Raw genomic sequence first — 13,322 nt, 5'->3', positions numbered from 1 at the left:
CAAGCGCGGCACGGACCGCATCGCCGAGCGGCCAGCGCGCCACTGCACGGCTGCCCCCGGTGGCCAGCGCGACCGGACGGCCGGTGCCGTCCTGCGCCAATACCGAGAGATAGGGTTCGCCATCGTCGACGCGGCGGATCACCGATCCGATCGGGTCGTCATCGTTGAACCAGGCGCGGAAGCTCTTGTCCGCCACCATCACCTCGCCGCGCGCATTGCACGCGGCGGAGGCGAAGGCGCCGTGGTTCAGCTCGGCGATCCAGCCGGGTACCCGCGCCGCCGCTGCCTCGACCGACTGCTCGAACTCGGCCGGCGCGTGATCGATCGCGGCGGCGAAGCCATCGGGATCGTCGGCGAAGAGCGCGAGCGGCGGCTCGCGCCGTTCGAGCGCGCGGAACCGCTCGAGAAAGGCGGCGGCGCGCAAGACTTAGCGGGGCTTGCGGAAACGCAGCGTCATGCGGTCGCTCTCGCCGATGGCGATGTAGCGGTCGCGATCGACTTCCTTCTGCGACAGGCTGGGCGGCAGGGTCCACACGCCCTTCGGCCAGTCGGCCGTATCCTTCGGATTGGCATTGACCTCCGACGCGCCGACGAACTCGAAGCCTGCGGCCTGGGCGAGACGGCGGATGGTCGAGACCTTGATATAGCCGCTGTTGCGCTCGCGCTCGTCGCTGGCGCCTTCGGGCAGGCGGTGATCGACGATGCCCAGCGTGCCGCCGGGCTTCAGCATGGCGAACATCTGGGCGAATGCCTCGGCCGAATAATCCGCCTTGTCGGCGCGCTGATAGCCCATCCGCCAGTTATGGACGTTGCGGAAGGTCAGCACGACGTCGGCGGTACCGTCCGGAACCTTGGGCTGACCCTCGGCCCAGGGGAAGGCCGCGAGCTTCACATGGCCATAGGTGCCGGCATCGGCGGCCTGGCGGTTGGCGATATTCTTGTTGCCGTCGGGCCAGGGGCTGGCGGCCCAATAGCTGCCCTTGCCCTTGGTGAAGGGCGCGAGGATCTCGGTATACCAGCCGCCGCCGGGCCAGATCTCGACGATGGTGTCGGTCGGCTTCACGCCGAAGAAGGACAGGGTTTCGGCGGGATGGCGATACTGGTCGCGCACGGTGTTGGCAGGGGTGCGGGTGGAGGCGGCAACCGCGGCCTTGATCGCGGCGCTCGGCTCGGGGGCGTTGGCGGCGGCGATCAGGGTGATTGCGGTCGCGGCGATCGCCGTGACGAACAGGGGCTGGCGCATAACCTCTCCGTGACTATCTGGGGAGCCGGGACCCTGATCGGCGGGCGGGAATGATGCAACAGGAATATTGGTGGGTTGTGGGGGGGCTGGTCGCACTGGCGGTGCTGGCGAGTGTGGCGGACCGGCGGCGCAACCGGCGGCGCGATTACGACAATCCGGGCTTCATGCCCTGGGCGCTGATCCAGATATTGTCGCTGATCGGCGCGCTGATGGTGACGATCGTCATCTTGCACGACTGAGGAAAAGCGGGGTTGTGCTCCGGCGAAGGCCGGAGCGTTGGTCGTAGGGTGATCCGTTGATTGCCAACGCTCCGGCCTTCGCCGGAGCACAGGTCTATTTCTTCCAACTTGCCGCGACGGGATACGCGTCAAACAAGTTCAGGGTGACGGTGGGTTAGAGGCAGGCCTCGAGCATCGCCTGGTCGAAGCCATACTGCTTGGCCTTGTCCAGCGTGTAGGGGCGCAGGCCCATCGAGCGGTATTCGCCGATGATCTTGCCGTCGGCGCTCTCGTCCAGATATTCGAACTTGAACAGTTCCTGGGTGACGATCACCGGGCCTTCCATGCCGATCACTTCGGTGATGTTGGTCACGCGGCGCGAACCGTCGCGCAGGCGCTTCACCTGGACGATCATGTCGACCGAATCGGCGATCTGGCGGCTGATCGCTTCCTTGGGCATCTTGATGTCGCCCATCATCACCATGTTCTCCATACGGCCGAGGCATTCGCGTGGGGAGTTGGAGTGGAGCGTACACATCGAGCCGTCATGGCCGGTGTTCATCGCGGCGAGCAGATCGAAACACTCCGATCCGCGGATTTCGCCGAGGATGATGCGATCCGGGCGCATACGCAGCGAGTTCTTCACGAGATCGCGGATGGTGATCTCGCCCTGACCCTCAAGGTTCGGCGGGCGGGTTTCCAGCGGCAGCCAGTGCGGCTGCTGCAGGCGGAGTTCGGCCGCGTCCTCGATCGTCAGCACGCGCTCGCCGGGATCGATCATCTTCGACAGGGCGTTGAGCATCGTCGTCTTGCCCGAGCCGGTACCGCCCGAGATGACAATGTTGAAGCGGCTGGCGCCCGCGATCTTCAGCGCGGTGGCCATTTTCTGGCTCATCGATCCGAAGCCGGCCATCATGTCGAGGGTGATCGGCTTGTTCGAGAATTTACGAATCGAGATCGCGGTGCCGCGCAGCGACAGCGGCGGCACGATCACGTTGACGCGGCTGCCGTCCTTGAGGCGGGCGTCGGCCAGCGGCGTGGTCTGGTCGACGCGGCGACCGACGGAATTACAGATGCGCTGGGCGATCTGGAACAGATGCTCCTCGTCGCGGAACTGGATGTTGGCGAGTTCGAGTTTGCCCTTACGCTCGACATAGGTCTGCTCAGGGCCGTTGACCATGATGTCCGAGATGGCGCTGTCGGAGAGAAGTTCTTCCAACGGTCCGAGGCCGAGCAGTTCGTCGACCAGCACCTTTTCGAGCGCGAACTGCTCGCGGCGGTTGAGCGTCAGCTTCAGTTCGGCAAGCACTTCGCCGATGATCGGGCGGAATTCCTCGGCCAGCTCGTCCTTGCTGAGCGTAGCTGCGGCTTCGGGATCGACGCGTTCGAGCAGGCGCGGGAGCACCTGTTCCTTGATGCGGTGGACCGAAGCCTCGAACCCTTCGGTGCGCGAGGCGCCGGCATCGCCCGAGGCAGCCTGACGCTCGGCGAGTCGCTGCATCGCTTCGCCGGTATTCGGATTCTGGGGTGCGGACGAAACCGGTTCCGGCTCGGGTGCCGCGGAGCCGGGCAAAGGCACGCTGCCGACCGGCGGGAATTGCTCACCGCCGGGGCCGGGTTCTGACGGGCGAAGCGAGCCGCCACCCTGCATCGGCCGCGCGACGCCGAACGCGGGCCGGCCACCTGTGCCACCCCCCAAACCGCTGCGTCGACCGAAAGCACTCATGCGACTTCTATGATCCCCAGGAACCGCTCGATTACGGAGGGGTAGCGGCCAAGGTTTTACAATTGCCTAACCACGGCATCGGGGATTGCGGCGTTCAGACGAAGGGGCCCTTGGCGCGGACGCGGGCCTCTCGCGGGGCGAGACCTGCCAGCGCCTTGAAATCGCGGGCCATGTGCGCCTGATCGGCATAACCGGTCGCGGCGGCGGCATCGGCCAGCGGATCGGCGCTCGACTGGACCTCGATCAGCGCATCGCGAAAACGAAGTATGCGCAGATAGCTGCGCGGGGGCATGCCGAAATCGCGCGCGAACAGCCGCTGGAGGCTGCGATGGGGCAAGCCGGTGTGGCGGGTGATCTCCGCGACGCTCTCGGCGGTGCGGACCGCGGCGATGGGCGGCAGGGCGATGCCGTCGAACGCGCGGACGAGGCCGGGTACGGGATCGCCGGTTTCCGGGAGCAGGGCGGTGAGGGGATCGTCCGCCGCGATTCCGCGCCAGCCATCCGCGAAACCGGGGCAGGGTGCGCCGCCCAGCGCATGCCACGCCCAAGGCCACAGCTTGATCGCAGTGAAGCTCACATCGCCGCTGAAGCGGAGCTTGGCGGTTGCCTGGGCCAGACCGGTGACGAACAGGGCTGGTTGCTCCTCGCGCCAGATCGAGCGGCCGGTATGGCGGCGGATCAGCTCGATACAGCCATCGGGAGTGGCCTCATGCTCGATCCAGTCCGGGCTGTTCGCGGACAGCGTCCACACCGCGGCGACGAAGCCGTCGAGTTCCGGCGGCAGGGGCAGTTCGGCATAGTCCATTGCGCGAGACTGGCATGTCGTGTCGGTTCAAGCCAGCGAGTGGTGCTCCGGCGTAGCTGGGGGCGACCAACGGGAGGAATTGAGATGAAGCGTATCGCCCTTGCCTTGATCGCTGCGGTGCCGCTGAGCGGCGCGGCCATGCCCGCCAGCAGCGCGCTGCCCGGATGGCTGGCGGGGAGCTGGTGCACCGCGGACGGTGCGCAGGGGCGGACGTGCGAGCGCTGGGGGCCGGCGGCGGGCGGCATGATGATCGGCACGTCGCAGACGGTGAAGAACGGCCGGACGGTCAGCTTCGAATTTCTGCGGATCGCGCTGGACGGCGAGACGCCAGTCTATATCGCCCAGCCGGGCGGCAAGGCGCCGGTGGCGTTCCGCGGCGTGGCGGGGGAGAAGGGTGTGACCTTCCTGAACCCCGAGCATGATTACCCGCAGCGCATCCGCTACTGGCGCGAGGGCGATGCGCTGATGGCCGAGATTGCCACCAAGGATGGCGGCAACGCGATGTCGTGGCGGTACGAGAAAGCGGACTGAGGCGCTCTCAGTTGCCGCGGCGGAACAGCGCTACGGTGGAGGGCATGTCGCCCAGTTCGATATGGTTGGCGACAGTGATCATCGTGAGGCTGTCGCCATTTTTTGAGAGGATCGCGATCCGCGGCTTGGCCGGATCGCCTGCCGCACTGGGTGCGGGACCCTGATAGCCATGGGTAGCGGCCAGCGCGGCCATCCGCTCGAACCGGCTGTGCGGCGCATCGTCGACGAAGGTGACCGCGCAGCTTCGCGCCTTGTCGGTGGTGACCGACGCGACGAATACCGGTTCGCCCGCCGGGCCGCCTTTGGCCCACACCGCTTTGCCGCGTGGTGTAGACGGAACATAGCCGATCGCCGTCAGATCGCGCGGATTGTCGAACGCGATGCGGCCGTCGAGGATCTTCGGGCAGATTTCGAACAGCGCGGTTGCCACCGCGGCATCGTCGGCAGGTGCTGCTGCGATCAGGGCGGCGGCGAACAGGCTGGCGAACATGCGATGGCTCCGGACATGACAACGCCGCCGAGAGTGCCCGGCGGCGTGGATTGGTCAAGCGGCAGTTGCGTGGGGGCGCGTGCCCCCACGCGCAATCAGCCTGCGGTTTCGGCGAGGACGGTCAGGCCCTTGGCGTTCACTTCCGCAAAGCCGCCTTCGATGCGGATCGTCTCGGGTGCCGAACCCTGCGACTTGTAGATCGAAAGCTCGCCGTCGCGGATCGTCGACATGACCGGTGCATGGCCTTCGAGCACACCGAAGTCACCCTCGGTGCCGGGAACGACGACCATGTACACGTCCTCGGAGCGGACGAGCTTTTCGGGGGTGACGAGTTCGAAGTGGAGGGACATGGTTGTAAGGCTCTCTATTTCATCAGGATGATGGTGGTCGCCGGGTCCGCGCCGAACTCGCCGCCCGCATCGGCGCCGATGACGACCATCGTCTTATGTGCCGGCGCAGGTACGGCCTTCCTGCGCGTGATCTGGAGGAGCATCGTGCCGTCGCCCAGCGAAGCGGGGCTGCCGACCTGATAGCCGGTCGCGCTGGCTTCCGTCAGCACATATCCCAGCTGCGCCTTGTTGTCCGGTCCGCCGAACCAGATGGAACAGCTCGGATCTGCTCCGGCCTGTCCCGCGATGACGATCTTCGTGGCGCCTTCGCCGGTTTCCGCCCGGGGGATTTTCCCGCCCGGCGTCTCGCGCGGTGGCGTGGCCTTGTATCCGATCGCAGCGACCTGGGTGGGATCGGTTAGCGAAATCTCACCCGTGAAGACTTTCGGGCACAGATCGAACACCGCGTGCTTGATGTCGGCCCGGTGGTCCGGAACCGCAGCCTGCGCGCCGGCCAGTGCCGTCGCGAGGGCTGCGATCAGGATCGGGGCCGAGTACATCAGGCGTCTTCGGCCATCTTCTGGGCCTTGGCGACCGCTTCGTCGATGCCGCCGACCATGTAGAAGGCCGATTCCGGCAGGTGATCATACTCGCCATCGACGACGGCCTTGAACGACTTCACCGTGTCTTCGATCGCAACGAACTTGCCGCTGATGCCGGTGAAGACCTCGGCGACGTGGAACGGCTGCGACAGGAAGCGCTGGATCTTGCGTGCGCGGGTGACGGTGACCTTATCCTCTTCGGAAAGCTCGTCCATGCCCAGGATCGCGATGATGTCCTGCAGCGCCTTGTACTTCTGCAGCGTCTCCTGAACGCGGCGGGCGGTGTCGTAGTGATCCTGGCCGACAACGGCCGGGGTCAGCACGCGCGAGGTCGAGTCGAGCGGATCGACCGCCGGGTAGATGCCCAGTTCCGAGATGGCGCGGTTGAGCACGGTGGTCGCGTCCAAGTGGGCGAACGAGGTTGCCGGCGCCGGATCGGTAAGATCGTCCGCGGGAACGTAGATCGCCTGCACCGAGGTGATCGAGCCCTTGTTGGTCGAGGTGATGCGCTCCTGCAGCGCGCCCATGTCGGTCGACAGGGTCGGCTGGTAGCCCACGGCCGAAGGAATACGGCCGAGCAGCGCCGACACTTCCGAACCTGCCTGGGTGAAGCGGAAGATGTTGTCGACGAAGAACAGCACGTCCTGGCCTTCGACGTCGCGGAAATATTCGGCGATGGTCAGGCCCGAGAGCGCGACGCGGGCACGGGCGCCCGGCGGCTCGTTCATCTGGCCGAACACCAGGGCCACCTTCGAGCCGTCCGGCGTCGGGTTGCCGTCGGCGTCCTTGGCGATAACGCCGGCGTCGAGGAACTCGTGATAGAGATCGTTGCCCTCGCGGGTACGCTCACCGACGCCTGCGAACACCGAGGTGCCGCCATGGCCCTTCGCGATGTTGTTGATCAGTTCCTGGATAAGCACGGTCTTGCCCACGCCGGCGCCGCCGAACAGGCCGATCTTGCCGCCCTTCGCATACGGTGCGAGCAGATCGATGACCTTGATGCCGGTGACCAGAATGCTGGTCTCGGTCGACTGGTCGACAAATGCCGGCGCCGCAGCATGGATCGGAGCCGAATCGGTGTTGCCGATCGGGCCGCGCTCGTCGATCGGATCGCCGACGACGTTCATGATGCGGCCGAGGGTCTTCGGGCCGACCGGAACGCGGATCTGCGAGCCGGTGTCGGTCACGGTCTGGCCGCGGGTCAGGCCCTCGGTCGCGTCCATCGCGATGGTGCGGACGGTGCTTTCGCCGAGATGCTGGGCAACCTCGAGGACGAGCTTGTTGCCGTTGTTCTCGGTCTCGAGCGCCGAGAGAATGGCGGGCAGCACACCGTCGAAGCTGACGTCGACGACGGCGCCGATGACCTGCGAGATGCGGCCGACGCTGTTGGTCGTGACCGGAGCAGCGGCCTTGGTGGCGGCAGCCTTCGGAGCAGCGGCCTTGCGAGGGGCGGCCGGCTTCTTGGCCGGAGTCTTGGGAGCAGCGGTTGCCATCGATGTTTCCTTGCTTCGGATTGCTTAGAGCGCTTCGGCGCCCGAAATGATTTCCACCAGCTCGGTGGTGATCGCCGCCTGACGCTGGCGGTTGTAGACGATGTTCAACCGCTTGATCAGGTCACCAGCGTTGCGCGTGGCGTTGTCCATGGCGGTCATCTTCGAGCCCTGCTCCGACGCGCCGTTCTCACGGATCGCGCGGAAGAGCTGAATGGCGACGTTGCGCGGCAGCAGGTCGGCGAGGATCTCGGCCTCGTCCGGCTCATATTCGGTTGCGGCCGACACGCCGGTGTCGGCGACAGCCGAAACCTGCGGGATCGCCACCGGGATGATCTGCTGCGCGGTCGGCTCCTGGGTCAGCACCGACTTGAAGTTCGAATAGAACAGGGTCGCCACGTCGAACTCGCCGGCTTCGTAGCGGGCGATCAGGTCGTCCGCATAGCCGCGCGCGTCGAGGAAAGTCAGCTTGCCCAGATCGCCCGGCTCGATGCCGTGGATCATCTGCTCGCGGAACGAGCGGTTGAGCACCGCGCGGCCCTTGCGGCCGATCGTGTAGATCTTGACCGTCTTGCCGGCGGCGAGAAGGTCCTGCGCATGCTTGCGGGCGAGGCGGGCGATGTTCGTGTTGAACGCGCCGGCCAGACCCTTGTCGCTGGTGGCGACGACGAGCAGGTGGACCTGATCCTTGCCGGTGCCGGCGAGGAGCTTGGGCGAGGATTCGCTGACGGTCACCTTCGAAGCGAGCGACGCGACGACCGCTTCCAGACGCTGGGCATAGGGACGCCCGGCCTCGGCCGCTTCCTGCGCACGGCGCAGCTTCGCGGCGGCGACCATCTTCATCGCCTTGGTGATCTTCTGCGTCGACTTCACCGAGCCGATGCGGACCTTGAGGGCCTTAAGAGAAGCCATTGTCTTCCTTTTTCTCCCCTCCCCCGAAGGGGAGAGGGAAATGACTTACGCGAAGGTCTTGGCGAACGCCTCGAGCGCACCCTTCAGGGCGGCGCGGGTGTCGTCCGACAGATCCTTGCTGTCGCGGATCGCCTTCAGCACGCCGGCATGGTTGGCGCGCAGATCGGCGAGCATCGCCTGCTCGTAGCGAACCACGTCCGAAGCCGGGATCGCGTCGAGGAAGCCCTGGGTGCCGGCGAAGATCGAGGCAACCTGCTCTTCGAACGGCATCGGCGAGAACTGGGCCTGCTTGAGCAGCTCGGTCAGGCGCGCGCCGCGGTTCAGCAGCTTCTGGGTCGAGGCGTCGAGATCCGAGCCGAACTGCGCGAAGGCAGCCATTTCGCGATACTGGGCCAGCTCCAGCTTGATCGAGCCGGCGACCTTCTTCATCGCCTTGGTCTGCGCGGCCGAGCCGACGCGGCTCACCGACAGACCGACGTTGATCGCCGGACGGATGCCCGCGAAGAACAGGTCGGTTTCGAGGAAGATCTGGCCGTCGGTGATCGAGATCACGTTGGTCGGGATGTAGGCCGACACGTCGCCCGCCTGGGTTTCGATGATCGGCAGCGCGGTCAGCGAACCGCCGCCATTGTCGTCGTTCATCTTCGCAGCGCGCTCGAGGAGACGCGAGTGGAGATAGAACACGTCGCCCGGATAGGCTTCGCGGCCCGGCGGACGGCGCAGCAGCAGCGACATCTGGCGATAGGCGACTGCCTGCTTCGAAAGATCGTCGAACACGATCAGCGCGTGCATGCCATTGTCACGGAAATACTCGCCCATCGCGGCGCCGGTATAGGGCGCGAGGAACTGCATCGGCGCCGGCTCCGAAGCCGTTGCGGCGATCACGATGGAATATTCCATCGCGCCATTCTCTTCGAGGGTGCGGACCAGCTGGGCGACGGTCGAGCGCTTCTGGCCGACAGCGACGTACACGCAATAGAGCTTGGCCTTCTCGTCCTTGCCCTTGTGCGCTTCCTTCTGGTTGATGAAGGTGTCGATCGCGACAGCCGACTTGCCGGTCTGGCGATCGCCGATGATCAGTTCGCGCTGGCCGCGGCCGACGGGAACGAGCGCGTCGAGCGCCTTCAGACCGGTCTGCATCGGCTCGTGCACCGACTTGCGCGGGATGATGCCCGGTGCCTTCACTTCGACGCGCGAGCGCTGATCGGTGACGATCGGGCCCTTGCCGTCGATCGGGTTGCCCAGGCCGTCAACGACGCGGCCCAGCAGGCCCTTGCCGACCGGAACGTCCACGATGGTGCCGGTGCGCTTGACGGTGTCGCCTTCCTTGATCTCGGCGTCCGAGCCGAAGATCACGACGCCGACGTTATCGGCTTCGAGGTTGAGCGCCATGCCCTGAATGCCATTGGCGAATTCGACCATTTCACCGGCCTGGACATTGTCCAGCCCGTGAATGCGCGCGATGCCGTCGCCGACCGAGAGCACCTGACCGGTTTCCGAGACCTGAGCCTCGGTGCCGAACGATGCGATCTGGTCCTTGATGACCTTCGAGATTTCAGCGGCGCGAATGTCCATTGTCTTGCCTTCAGCCTTTCATCGCGTGAGCGAGCGAATTCAAACGGGTCTTGATCGAGCTATCGATCATCTGGGAGCCGATCTTCACGACCAGGCCGCCCAGCAGCGAGGGGTCGACCGAAAGGTCGACGGAAACGTCACGGCCAAGCCGCGTGCGAAGCTGCTGCTTCAGTTCGGTGACCTGCGCGGCGCTCAGCGGATGCGCCGAAACGACTTCGGCGGTCGCTTCGCCGCGATGGGCCGAAGCCAGCGCGCGGAACGAGCGGATGATCGCCGGAAGCTGGTTCAGCCGGCGATTGTTCGCCAGCACGCCGAGGAAGTTCGACACGGTCGAATCGAGCTTCAGCACTTTCGCCACCGCGGCGACGGCCTTGGCCGAATCCGTCCGCGAGATCAGCGGACTGGTGGTGAAAGCCTTGAAGTCGGCCGATTCGGCGAGCGCAGCGCCGACCGTGGCGATGCTCGCCTCGACCTGCGGCAGCGCCTTCGAATCGCGCGCGAGTTCGAACAATGCGGTAGCGTAGCGTCCGCTTAGGCTGGCCTGGATACCGCCGGAATTCTCCACGCGTTTGAGTTCCTCTTGGGAGCAGGAGTGGCCCCATCGAAATGGCGGCAGCACCTTATGCAAAGGGCGCCCCCCTATGGGTCGCGGCGCGGTTAGCATCGGAGTTGCTGCGATGCAACCCGAGTCGGGACCACACCGAAATCGGCGCGAGAATCGTTGCGCAGGCGACCCGGTGTCGTCAGTGTCCGCGCGGGCAAAGAAAGAGGGGATCACGGATATGCGCGTATTGTTTCTCCTGACGACCGGAGTCGCGATTCTGGCGGCGGCGCCAGCGGCTGCGGAGACGCTGACCATGACGGGGCTGTTCCCGGCGCCGTCGCGCGAAGCGGCGATGCTGCGGTCGATCTCGGTCGAGCGGCTGGGCGGGCGCGACGGCGCGGCGACCGGCATGGCGATCGAGCGCGCGCTGGGCCGCCCGAACCGCAGCGGCAATTCTTATTTCGAGATCGTCTATGGCGGGCGCCGCGGCAATGGCGGCGGGGCTGAGGGCGTCTTGTCCGGCGCGATCTCCAGCGGAGTCGAGGACAGCTATTACAAGCGTCCCGAGAAGCGCTGCATCCAGAAGGACAAGGACAACAAGTGCCTGAAGGAGGAGGAGGTGCAGATCAACTGCACCCGCCGCGTGGCGAACCTGAACGCCGATCTGCGCATCGTCCGCTATGACGGTCGCATCGTCTATTCGGTGAACCGCCCGCTGCGCGAGGAGATCACCTGGTGCCAGGGCCAGTCGCCCTCGCGTACCGCCGAAGAGATGATCAACGGCATGATCAACCAGATCGCCGAGGGCGTCCGTTCGGACACGGTGCCGGTGAACGACACCTACAGCATCCGCATCCTCGAAAGCTCGAAGGGCATCCCCAAGGAGCATACCCGCTTCTTCAAGGACACGATCAAGCTGACCCAGCGCAATCCGGGCCAGGCATGCCAGGATTGGGCGAAGCTGAACCAGCTGATCCCGAACAACGGGGTGATCCTGTTCAACATGGGGCTGTGCGCCGAGTGGCGCGGCGACCTTCAGGGCGCGCTGCAATGGTATCGCATCGCCAGCCCGCTGCTGGGGCGGCGCAACGAAGCCGATACCGGCACCAACCGCGTTCAGCGCCGGATGACCGCGGATGCCGATGCCGCGGAGCGGAACCGGCGGCGCTGAGGTTCACCAAGGAGTATGGCGATGGGTGGCGATTTCATCCGGATGACGATGACGGATGGTGCGGAGATCGCCGTCTATCATGCCGAGGCACAGGGGCAGCGGCGCGGCGGGCTGGTGGTGATCCAGGAGGTTTTCGGGGTCAATTCGCATATCCGCGAGGTTTGCGACGGCTATGCCGCGGACGGATATGAAGTGCTGTCGCCCGCCTTGTTCGACCGCGAGCATCCGGGATTCGAGGTCGGCTATGATGCCGAGGGGATTGCGGCCGGCGTGCGGCTGGCGCGGGGCGAGCATCCCTTTGCGCTGACGCTGGCGGATACGCAGACATGCATCGATGCGCTGGCGGACAAGGGGCCGGTGTTCATCACTGGCTATTGCTATGGCGGATCGGTGGCGTGGTTCGCTGCGACCCGCCTGAAGGGGCTGACCGCGGCGTCGAGCTATTATGGCAGCCTGGTGCCCGGCGCGGCGGATGCGGTGCCCGATTGCCCGGTGATCTGCCATTTCGGCCGCAACGATGCGGGCATCCCGATGGACGGCGTCGAAAAGCTGATCGCGGCGGGGCATCCGAACGTGGAGGTGTTCGTCTACGAGGCCGGGCACGGCTTCAATTGCGACCAGCGTGCGGATTACGATGCGGCCAGCGCGACATTGGCGCGGGCGCGAACCCTGCAGCTGTTCATGGAGAATGGGGGATGAGGATGCGGTGGATCGCGGGGCTGGCGCTGCTGCTGGGACTGGCCGCGCCCGCAATGGCGCAGAGTGCGGCGGGCGTCGCATCATTCCGTGTTGGCGGCACCGCGCTGCAACTCAAGATTCCGGAAGGCTTCTGCCCGCTGGACGAAGACGGCATGGCTGCCTTTCGTCGCGGCATGAACCAGCAGTCCAACATCCTGAACCTGATCCTGATCACCTGCGGCGATACCGGATTCCAGCGGGACTATTATGTACTGATGACCCCGCGGACGCTGGCGAACGAGACGATCCCGCGCGCGGCATTCCTTGAAGAGCTGAAACCGATCTTCAACGCGCCAGGCGCTGAGCAATGGTTCGGCGAGGTGTTCTCCAATGCGCTGAAGGCCTCCTCGGAGCGGAACGGCGTGTCGTTGGAGATTGCCGGCGCGGTCACACCGCGAGGGGTGGACGATGTGTGCGGTTATGCCGGCGGCGCAGTGACCATCCAGGGGCCGAATGGCGAGCGCAAGGCAGTGCAGGGCGGCTGCCTGACCACAGCGGGCGGGCGAGTGGTGTCGATCTACAGCAATGGCCAGGGCACCACCAACGCCGACGTCGCGAAGCATATGCGCCGCAGCCGGGACATGGCGCTGTCGATCATGGTCGCACCCAAGCCATGACCATCGAAGGCGATCGATCCGCCTGAAACGGAAAAGGCCGGGGCGAACCCCGGCCTTTCCTTCATTGCGATGCGTCCGGTGCTAGCGCGAACGGCCTGCGCCGTTGCGATGGCCGCTGCCCTGCGACGGGCGGCCCTGCCACTTGCTCTTGCGGGCATAGTCGCGCTGGGGCTGCTCGCCCTGCGGACGATCGGCGCGCGGCGCATCGTTGCGGCGCTGTTCGCCCTGACGCTCCGGACGTGGACCATTGTTGCGCGCATCCGCGCGAGGTCCGTTATTGCGCGCATCCGCGCGCGGGCCATTGTCGCGGCGCGCATCCGTGCGCGCGCCG

At 65.9% G+C, this 13,322-nt stretch carries 16 protein-coding genes and 1 pseudogene; 5 read left to right on the top strand and 12 right to left on the bottom strand.

The genetic code is table 11. The features are described from left to right. Nucleotides 1-424, bottom strand: a 424-nt coding sequence (locus P1X14_RS20080) for a hypothetical protein (protein WP_277317198.1), incomplete at its 3' end; no start/stop codon positions are given. A 3-nt stretch (nt 425-427) separates the two neighbouring features. Beyond that, nucleotides 428-1,243 carry a methyltransferase gene (locus P1X14_RS20075; RefSeq protein ID WP_277317197.1) on the bottom strand — a complete coding sequence of 272 codons (816 nt, stop codon included), beginning with the start codon at nt 1,241-1,243 and terminating at the stop codon, nt 428-430. A 50-nt stretch (nt 1,244-1,293) separates the two neighbouring features. Here P1X14_RS20075 and P1X14_RS20070 point away from each other — a divergent pair, with 50 nt between their 5' ends. Further along, nucleotides 1,294-1,482 carry a hypothetical protein gene (locus tag P1X14_RS20070; protein WP_277317196.1) on the top strand — a complete coding sequence of 63 codons (189 nt, stop codon included), beginning with the start codon at nt 1,294-1,296 and terminating at the stop codon, nt 1,480-1,482. 154 nt (nt 1,483-1,636) lie between these two features. On the opposite strand, the gene P1X14_RS20065 is transcribed toward P1X14_RS20070, so the two are convergent. Together P1X14_RS20065 and P1X14_RS20060 are read right to left on the bottom strand one after the other, a co-directional pair. Next, nucleotides 1,637-3,187 (bottom strand): CpaF family protein, encoded by a 1,551-nt coding sequence (locus tag P1X14_RS20065; RefSeq protein ID WP_277317195.1) that lies wholly within the window; start codon nt 3,185-3,187, stop codon nt 1,637-1,639. Between the two features lie 94 nt (nt 3,188-3,281). Beyond that, a complete protein-coding gene (locus P1X14_RS20060; RefSeq protein ID WP_277317194.1) occupies nt 3,282-3,992 on the bottom strand; it encodes an AraC family transcriptional regulator in 711 nt (236 codons plus the stop codon). 84 nt (nt 3,993-4,076) lie between these two features. Here P1X14_RS20060 and P1X14_RS20055 point away from each other — a divergent pair, with 84 nt between their 5' ends. After that, nucleotides 4,077-4,523 carry a DUF6265 family protein gene (locus tag P1X14_RS20055; RefSeq protein ID WP_277317193.1) on the top strand — a complete coding sequence of 149 codons (447 nt, stop codon included), beginning with the start codon at nt 4,077-4,079 and terminating at the stop codon, nt 4,521-4,523. A 7-nt stretch (nt 4,524-4,530) separates the two neighbouring features. On the opposite strand, the gene P1X14_RS20050 is transcribed toward P1X14_RS20055, so the two are convergent. The 7 genes from P1X14_RS20050 to P1X14_RS20020 form a co-directional block, all read right to left on the bottom strand. Continuing rightward, nucleotides 4,531-5,013, bottom strand: coding sequence for a hypothetical protein (locus P1X14_RS20050; protein ID WP_277317192.1), 483 nt, complete (start codon nt 5,011-5,013; stop codon nt 4,531-4,533). A gap of 95 nt (nt 5,014-5,108) precedes the next feature. Further along, on the bottom strand, nt 5,109-5,363 hold the full coding sequence (locus P1X14_RS20045; RefSeq protein WP_277317191.1) for an ATP synthase F1 subunit epsilon: 255 nt from the start codon (nt 5,361-5,363) through the stop codon (nt 5,109-5,111). Between the two features lie 14 nt (nt 5,364-5,377). After that, complete coding sequence (locus P1X14_RS20040) at nt 5,378-5,902, bottom strand: hypothetical protein (protein WP_277317190.1); 525 nt, start codon at nt 5,900-5,902, stop codon at nt 5,378-5,380. Next, entirely contained in the window at nt 5,902-7,437 is a 1,536-nt protein-coding gene (atpD, locus tag P1X14_RS20035; RefSeq protein ID WP_277317189.1) for a F0F1 ATP synthase subunit beta, read from the bottom strand. Before atpD ends, P1X14_RS20040 begins: the two co-directional genes overlap by 1 nt. Nucleotides 7,438-7,461: 24 nt before the next feature. Next, nucleotides 7,462-8,346, bottom strand: coding sequence for a F0F1 ATP synthase subunit gamma (locus tag P1X14_RS20030; RefSeq protein ID WP_277317188.1), 885 nt, complete (start codon nt 8,344-8,346; stop codon nt 7,462-7,464). A 45-nt stretch (nt 8,347-8,391) separates the two neighbouring features. Next, the gene (gene atpA, locus P1X14_RS20025) at nt 8,392-9,921 is read right to left on the bottom strand and encodes a F0F1 ATP synthase subunit alpha (protein ID WP_277317187.1); all 1,530 of its coding nucleotides are present in this window, start codon (nt 9,919-9,921) and stop codon (nt 8,392-8,394) included. 10 nt (nt 9,922-9,931) lie between these two features. Beyond that, nucleotides 9,932-10,486 (bottom strand): F0F1 ATP synthase subunit delta, encoded by a 555-nt coding sequence (locus P1X14_RS20020; protein ID WP_277317186.1) that lies wholly within the window; start codon nt 10,484-10,486, stop codon nt 9,932-9,934. Nucleotides 10,487-10,703: 217 nt separating this feature from the next. Between P1X14_RS20020 and P1X14_RS20015 the strand changes: the two genes are divergently transcribed. Genes P1X14_RS20015 through P1X14_RS20005 form a run of 3 tightly spaced genes read left to right on the top strand, consistent with a single transcriptional unit; the run spans nt 10,704 to nt 12,991 of the window. Continuing rightward, nucleotides 10,704-11,636, top strand: a complete 933-nt coding sequence (locus P1X14_RS20015; RefSeq protein WP_277317185.1) for a hypothetical protein — start codon at nt 10,704-10,706, stop codon at nt 11,634-11,636. Between the two features lie 21 nt (nt 11,637-11,657). Beyond that, nucleotides 11,658-12,335, top strand: a complete 678-nt coding sequence (locus tag P1X14_RS20010) for a dienelactone hydrolase family protein (RefSeq protein ID WP_277317184.1) — start codon at nt 11,658-11,660, stop codon at nt 12,333-12,335. 2 nt (nt 12,336-12,337) lie between these two features. Beyond that, nucleotides 12,338-12,991: a hypothetical protein gene (locus P1X14_RS20005; protein WP_277317183.1), complete on the top strand. Its 654-nt coding sequence runs from the start codon at nt 12,338-12,340 to the stop codon at nt 12,989-12,991. Nucleotides 12,992-13,072: 81 nt separating this feature from the next. Here P1X14_RS20005 and P1X14_RS20000 read toward each other — a convergent pair. Next, nucleotides 13,073-13,322: pseudogene (locus P1X14_RS20000) on the bottom strand (hypothetical protein); the annotation flags it as partial.

Origin of the sequence: Sphingomonas sp. AOB5 (assembly GCF_029433115.1) — a bacterium.
Lineage (GTDB): Bacteria > Pseudomonadota > Alphaproteobacteria > Sphingomonadales > Sphingomonadaceae > Sphingomonas.
This window is presented reverse-complemented; position numbering and strand designations above follow the sequence as displayed.

Bases quoted from the DNA above. Each gene is read 5' to 3' on its own strand.
- P1X14_RS20045 (WP_277317191.1), bottom strand. From the start codon at position 5,363: ATGTCCCTCCACTTCGAACTCGTCACCCCCGAAAAGCTCGTCCGCTCC.
- atpD (WP_277317189.1), bottom strand. From the start codon at position 7,437: ATGGCAACCGCTGCTCCCAAGACTCCGGCCAAGAAGCCGGCCGCCCCT.
- P1X14_RS20055 (WP_277317193.1), top strand. From the start codon at position 4,077: ATGAAGCGTATCGCCCTTGCCTTGATCGCTGCGGTGCCGCTGAGCGGC.
- P1X14_RS20040 (WP_277317190.1), bottom strand. From the start codon at position 5,902: ATGTACTCGGCCCCGATCCTGATCGCAGCCCTCGCGACGGCACTGGCC.
- P1X14_RS20030 (WP_277317188.1), bottom strand. From the start codon at position 8,346: ATGGCTTCTCTTAAGGCCCTCAAGGTCCGCATCGGCTCGGTGAAGTCG.
- P1X14_RS20075 (WP_277317197.1), bottom strand. From the start codon at position 1,243: ATGCGCCAGCCCCTGTTCGTCACGGCGATCGCCGCGACCGCAATCACC.
- P1X14_RS20010 (WP_277317184.1), top strand. From the start codon at position 11,658: ATGGGTGGCGATTTCATCCGGATGACGATGACGGATGGTGCGGAGATC.
- P1X14_RS20070 (WP_277317196.1), top strand. From the start codon at position 1,294: ATGATGCAACAGGAATATTGGTGGGTTGTGGGGGGGCTGGTCGCACTG.
- P1X14_RS20050 (WP_277317192.1), bottom strand. From the start codon at position 5,013: ATGTTCGCCAGCCTGTTCGCCGCCGCCCTGATCGCAGCAGCACCTGCC.
- atpA (WP_277317187.1), bottom strand. From the start codon at position 9,921: ATGGACATTCGCGCCGCTGAAATCTCGAAGGTCATCAAGGACCAGATC.
- P1X14_RS20065 (WP_277317195.1), bottom strand. From the start codon at position 3,187: ATGAGTGCTTTCGGTCGACGCAGCGGTTTGGGGGGTGGCACAGGTGGC.
- P1X14_RS20015 (WP_277317185.1), top strand. From the start codon at position 10,704: ATGCGCGTATTGTTTCTCCTGACGACCGGAGTCGCGATTCTGGCGGCG.
- P1X14_RS20060 (WP_277317194.1), bottom strand. From the start codon at position 3,992: ATGGACTATGCCGAACTGCCCCTGCCGCCGGAACTCGACGGCTTCGTC.
- P1X14_RS20005 (WP_277317183.1), top strand. From the start codon at position 12,338: ATGCGGTGGATCGCGGGGCTGGCGCTGCTGCTGGGACTGGCCGCGCCC.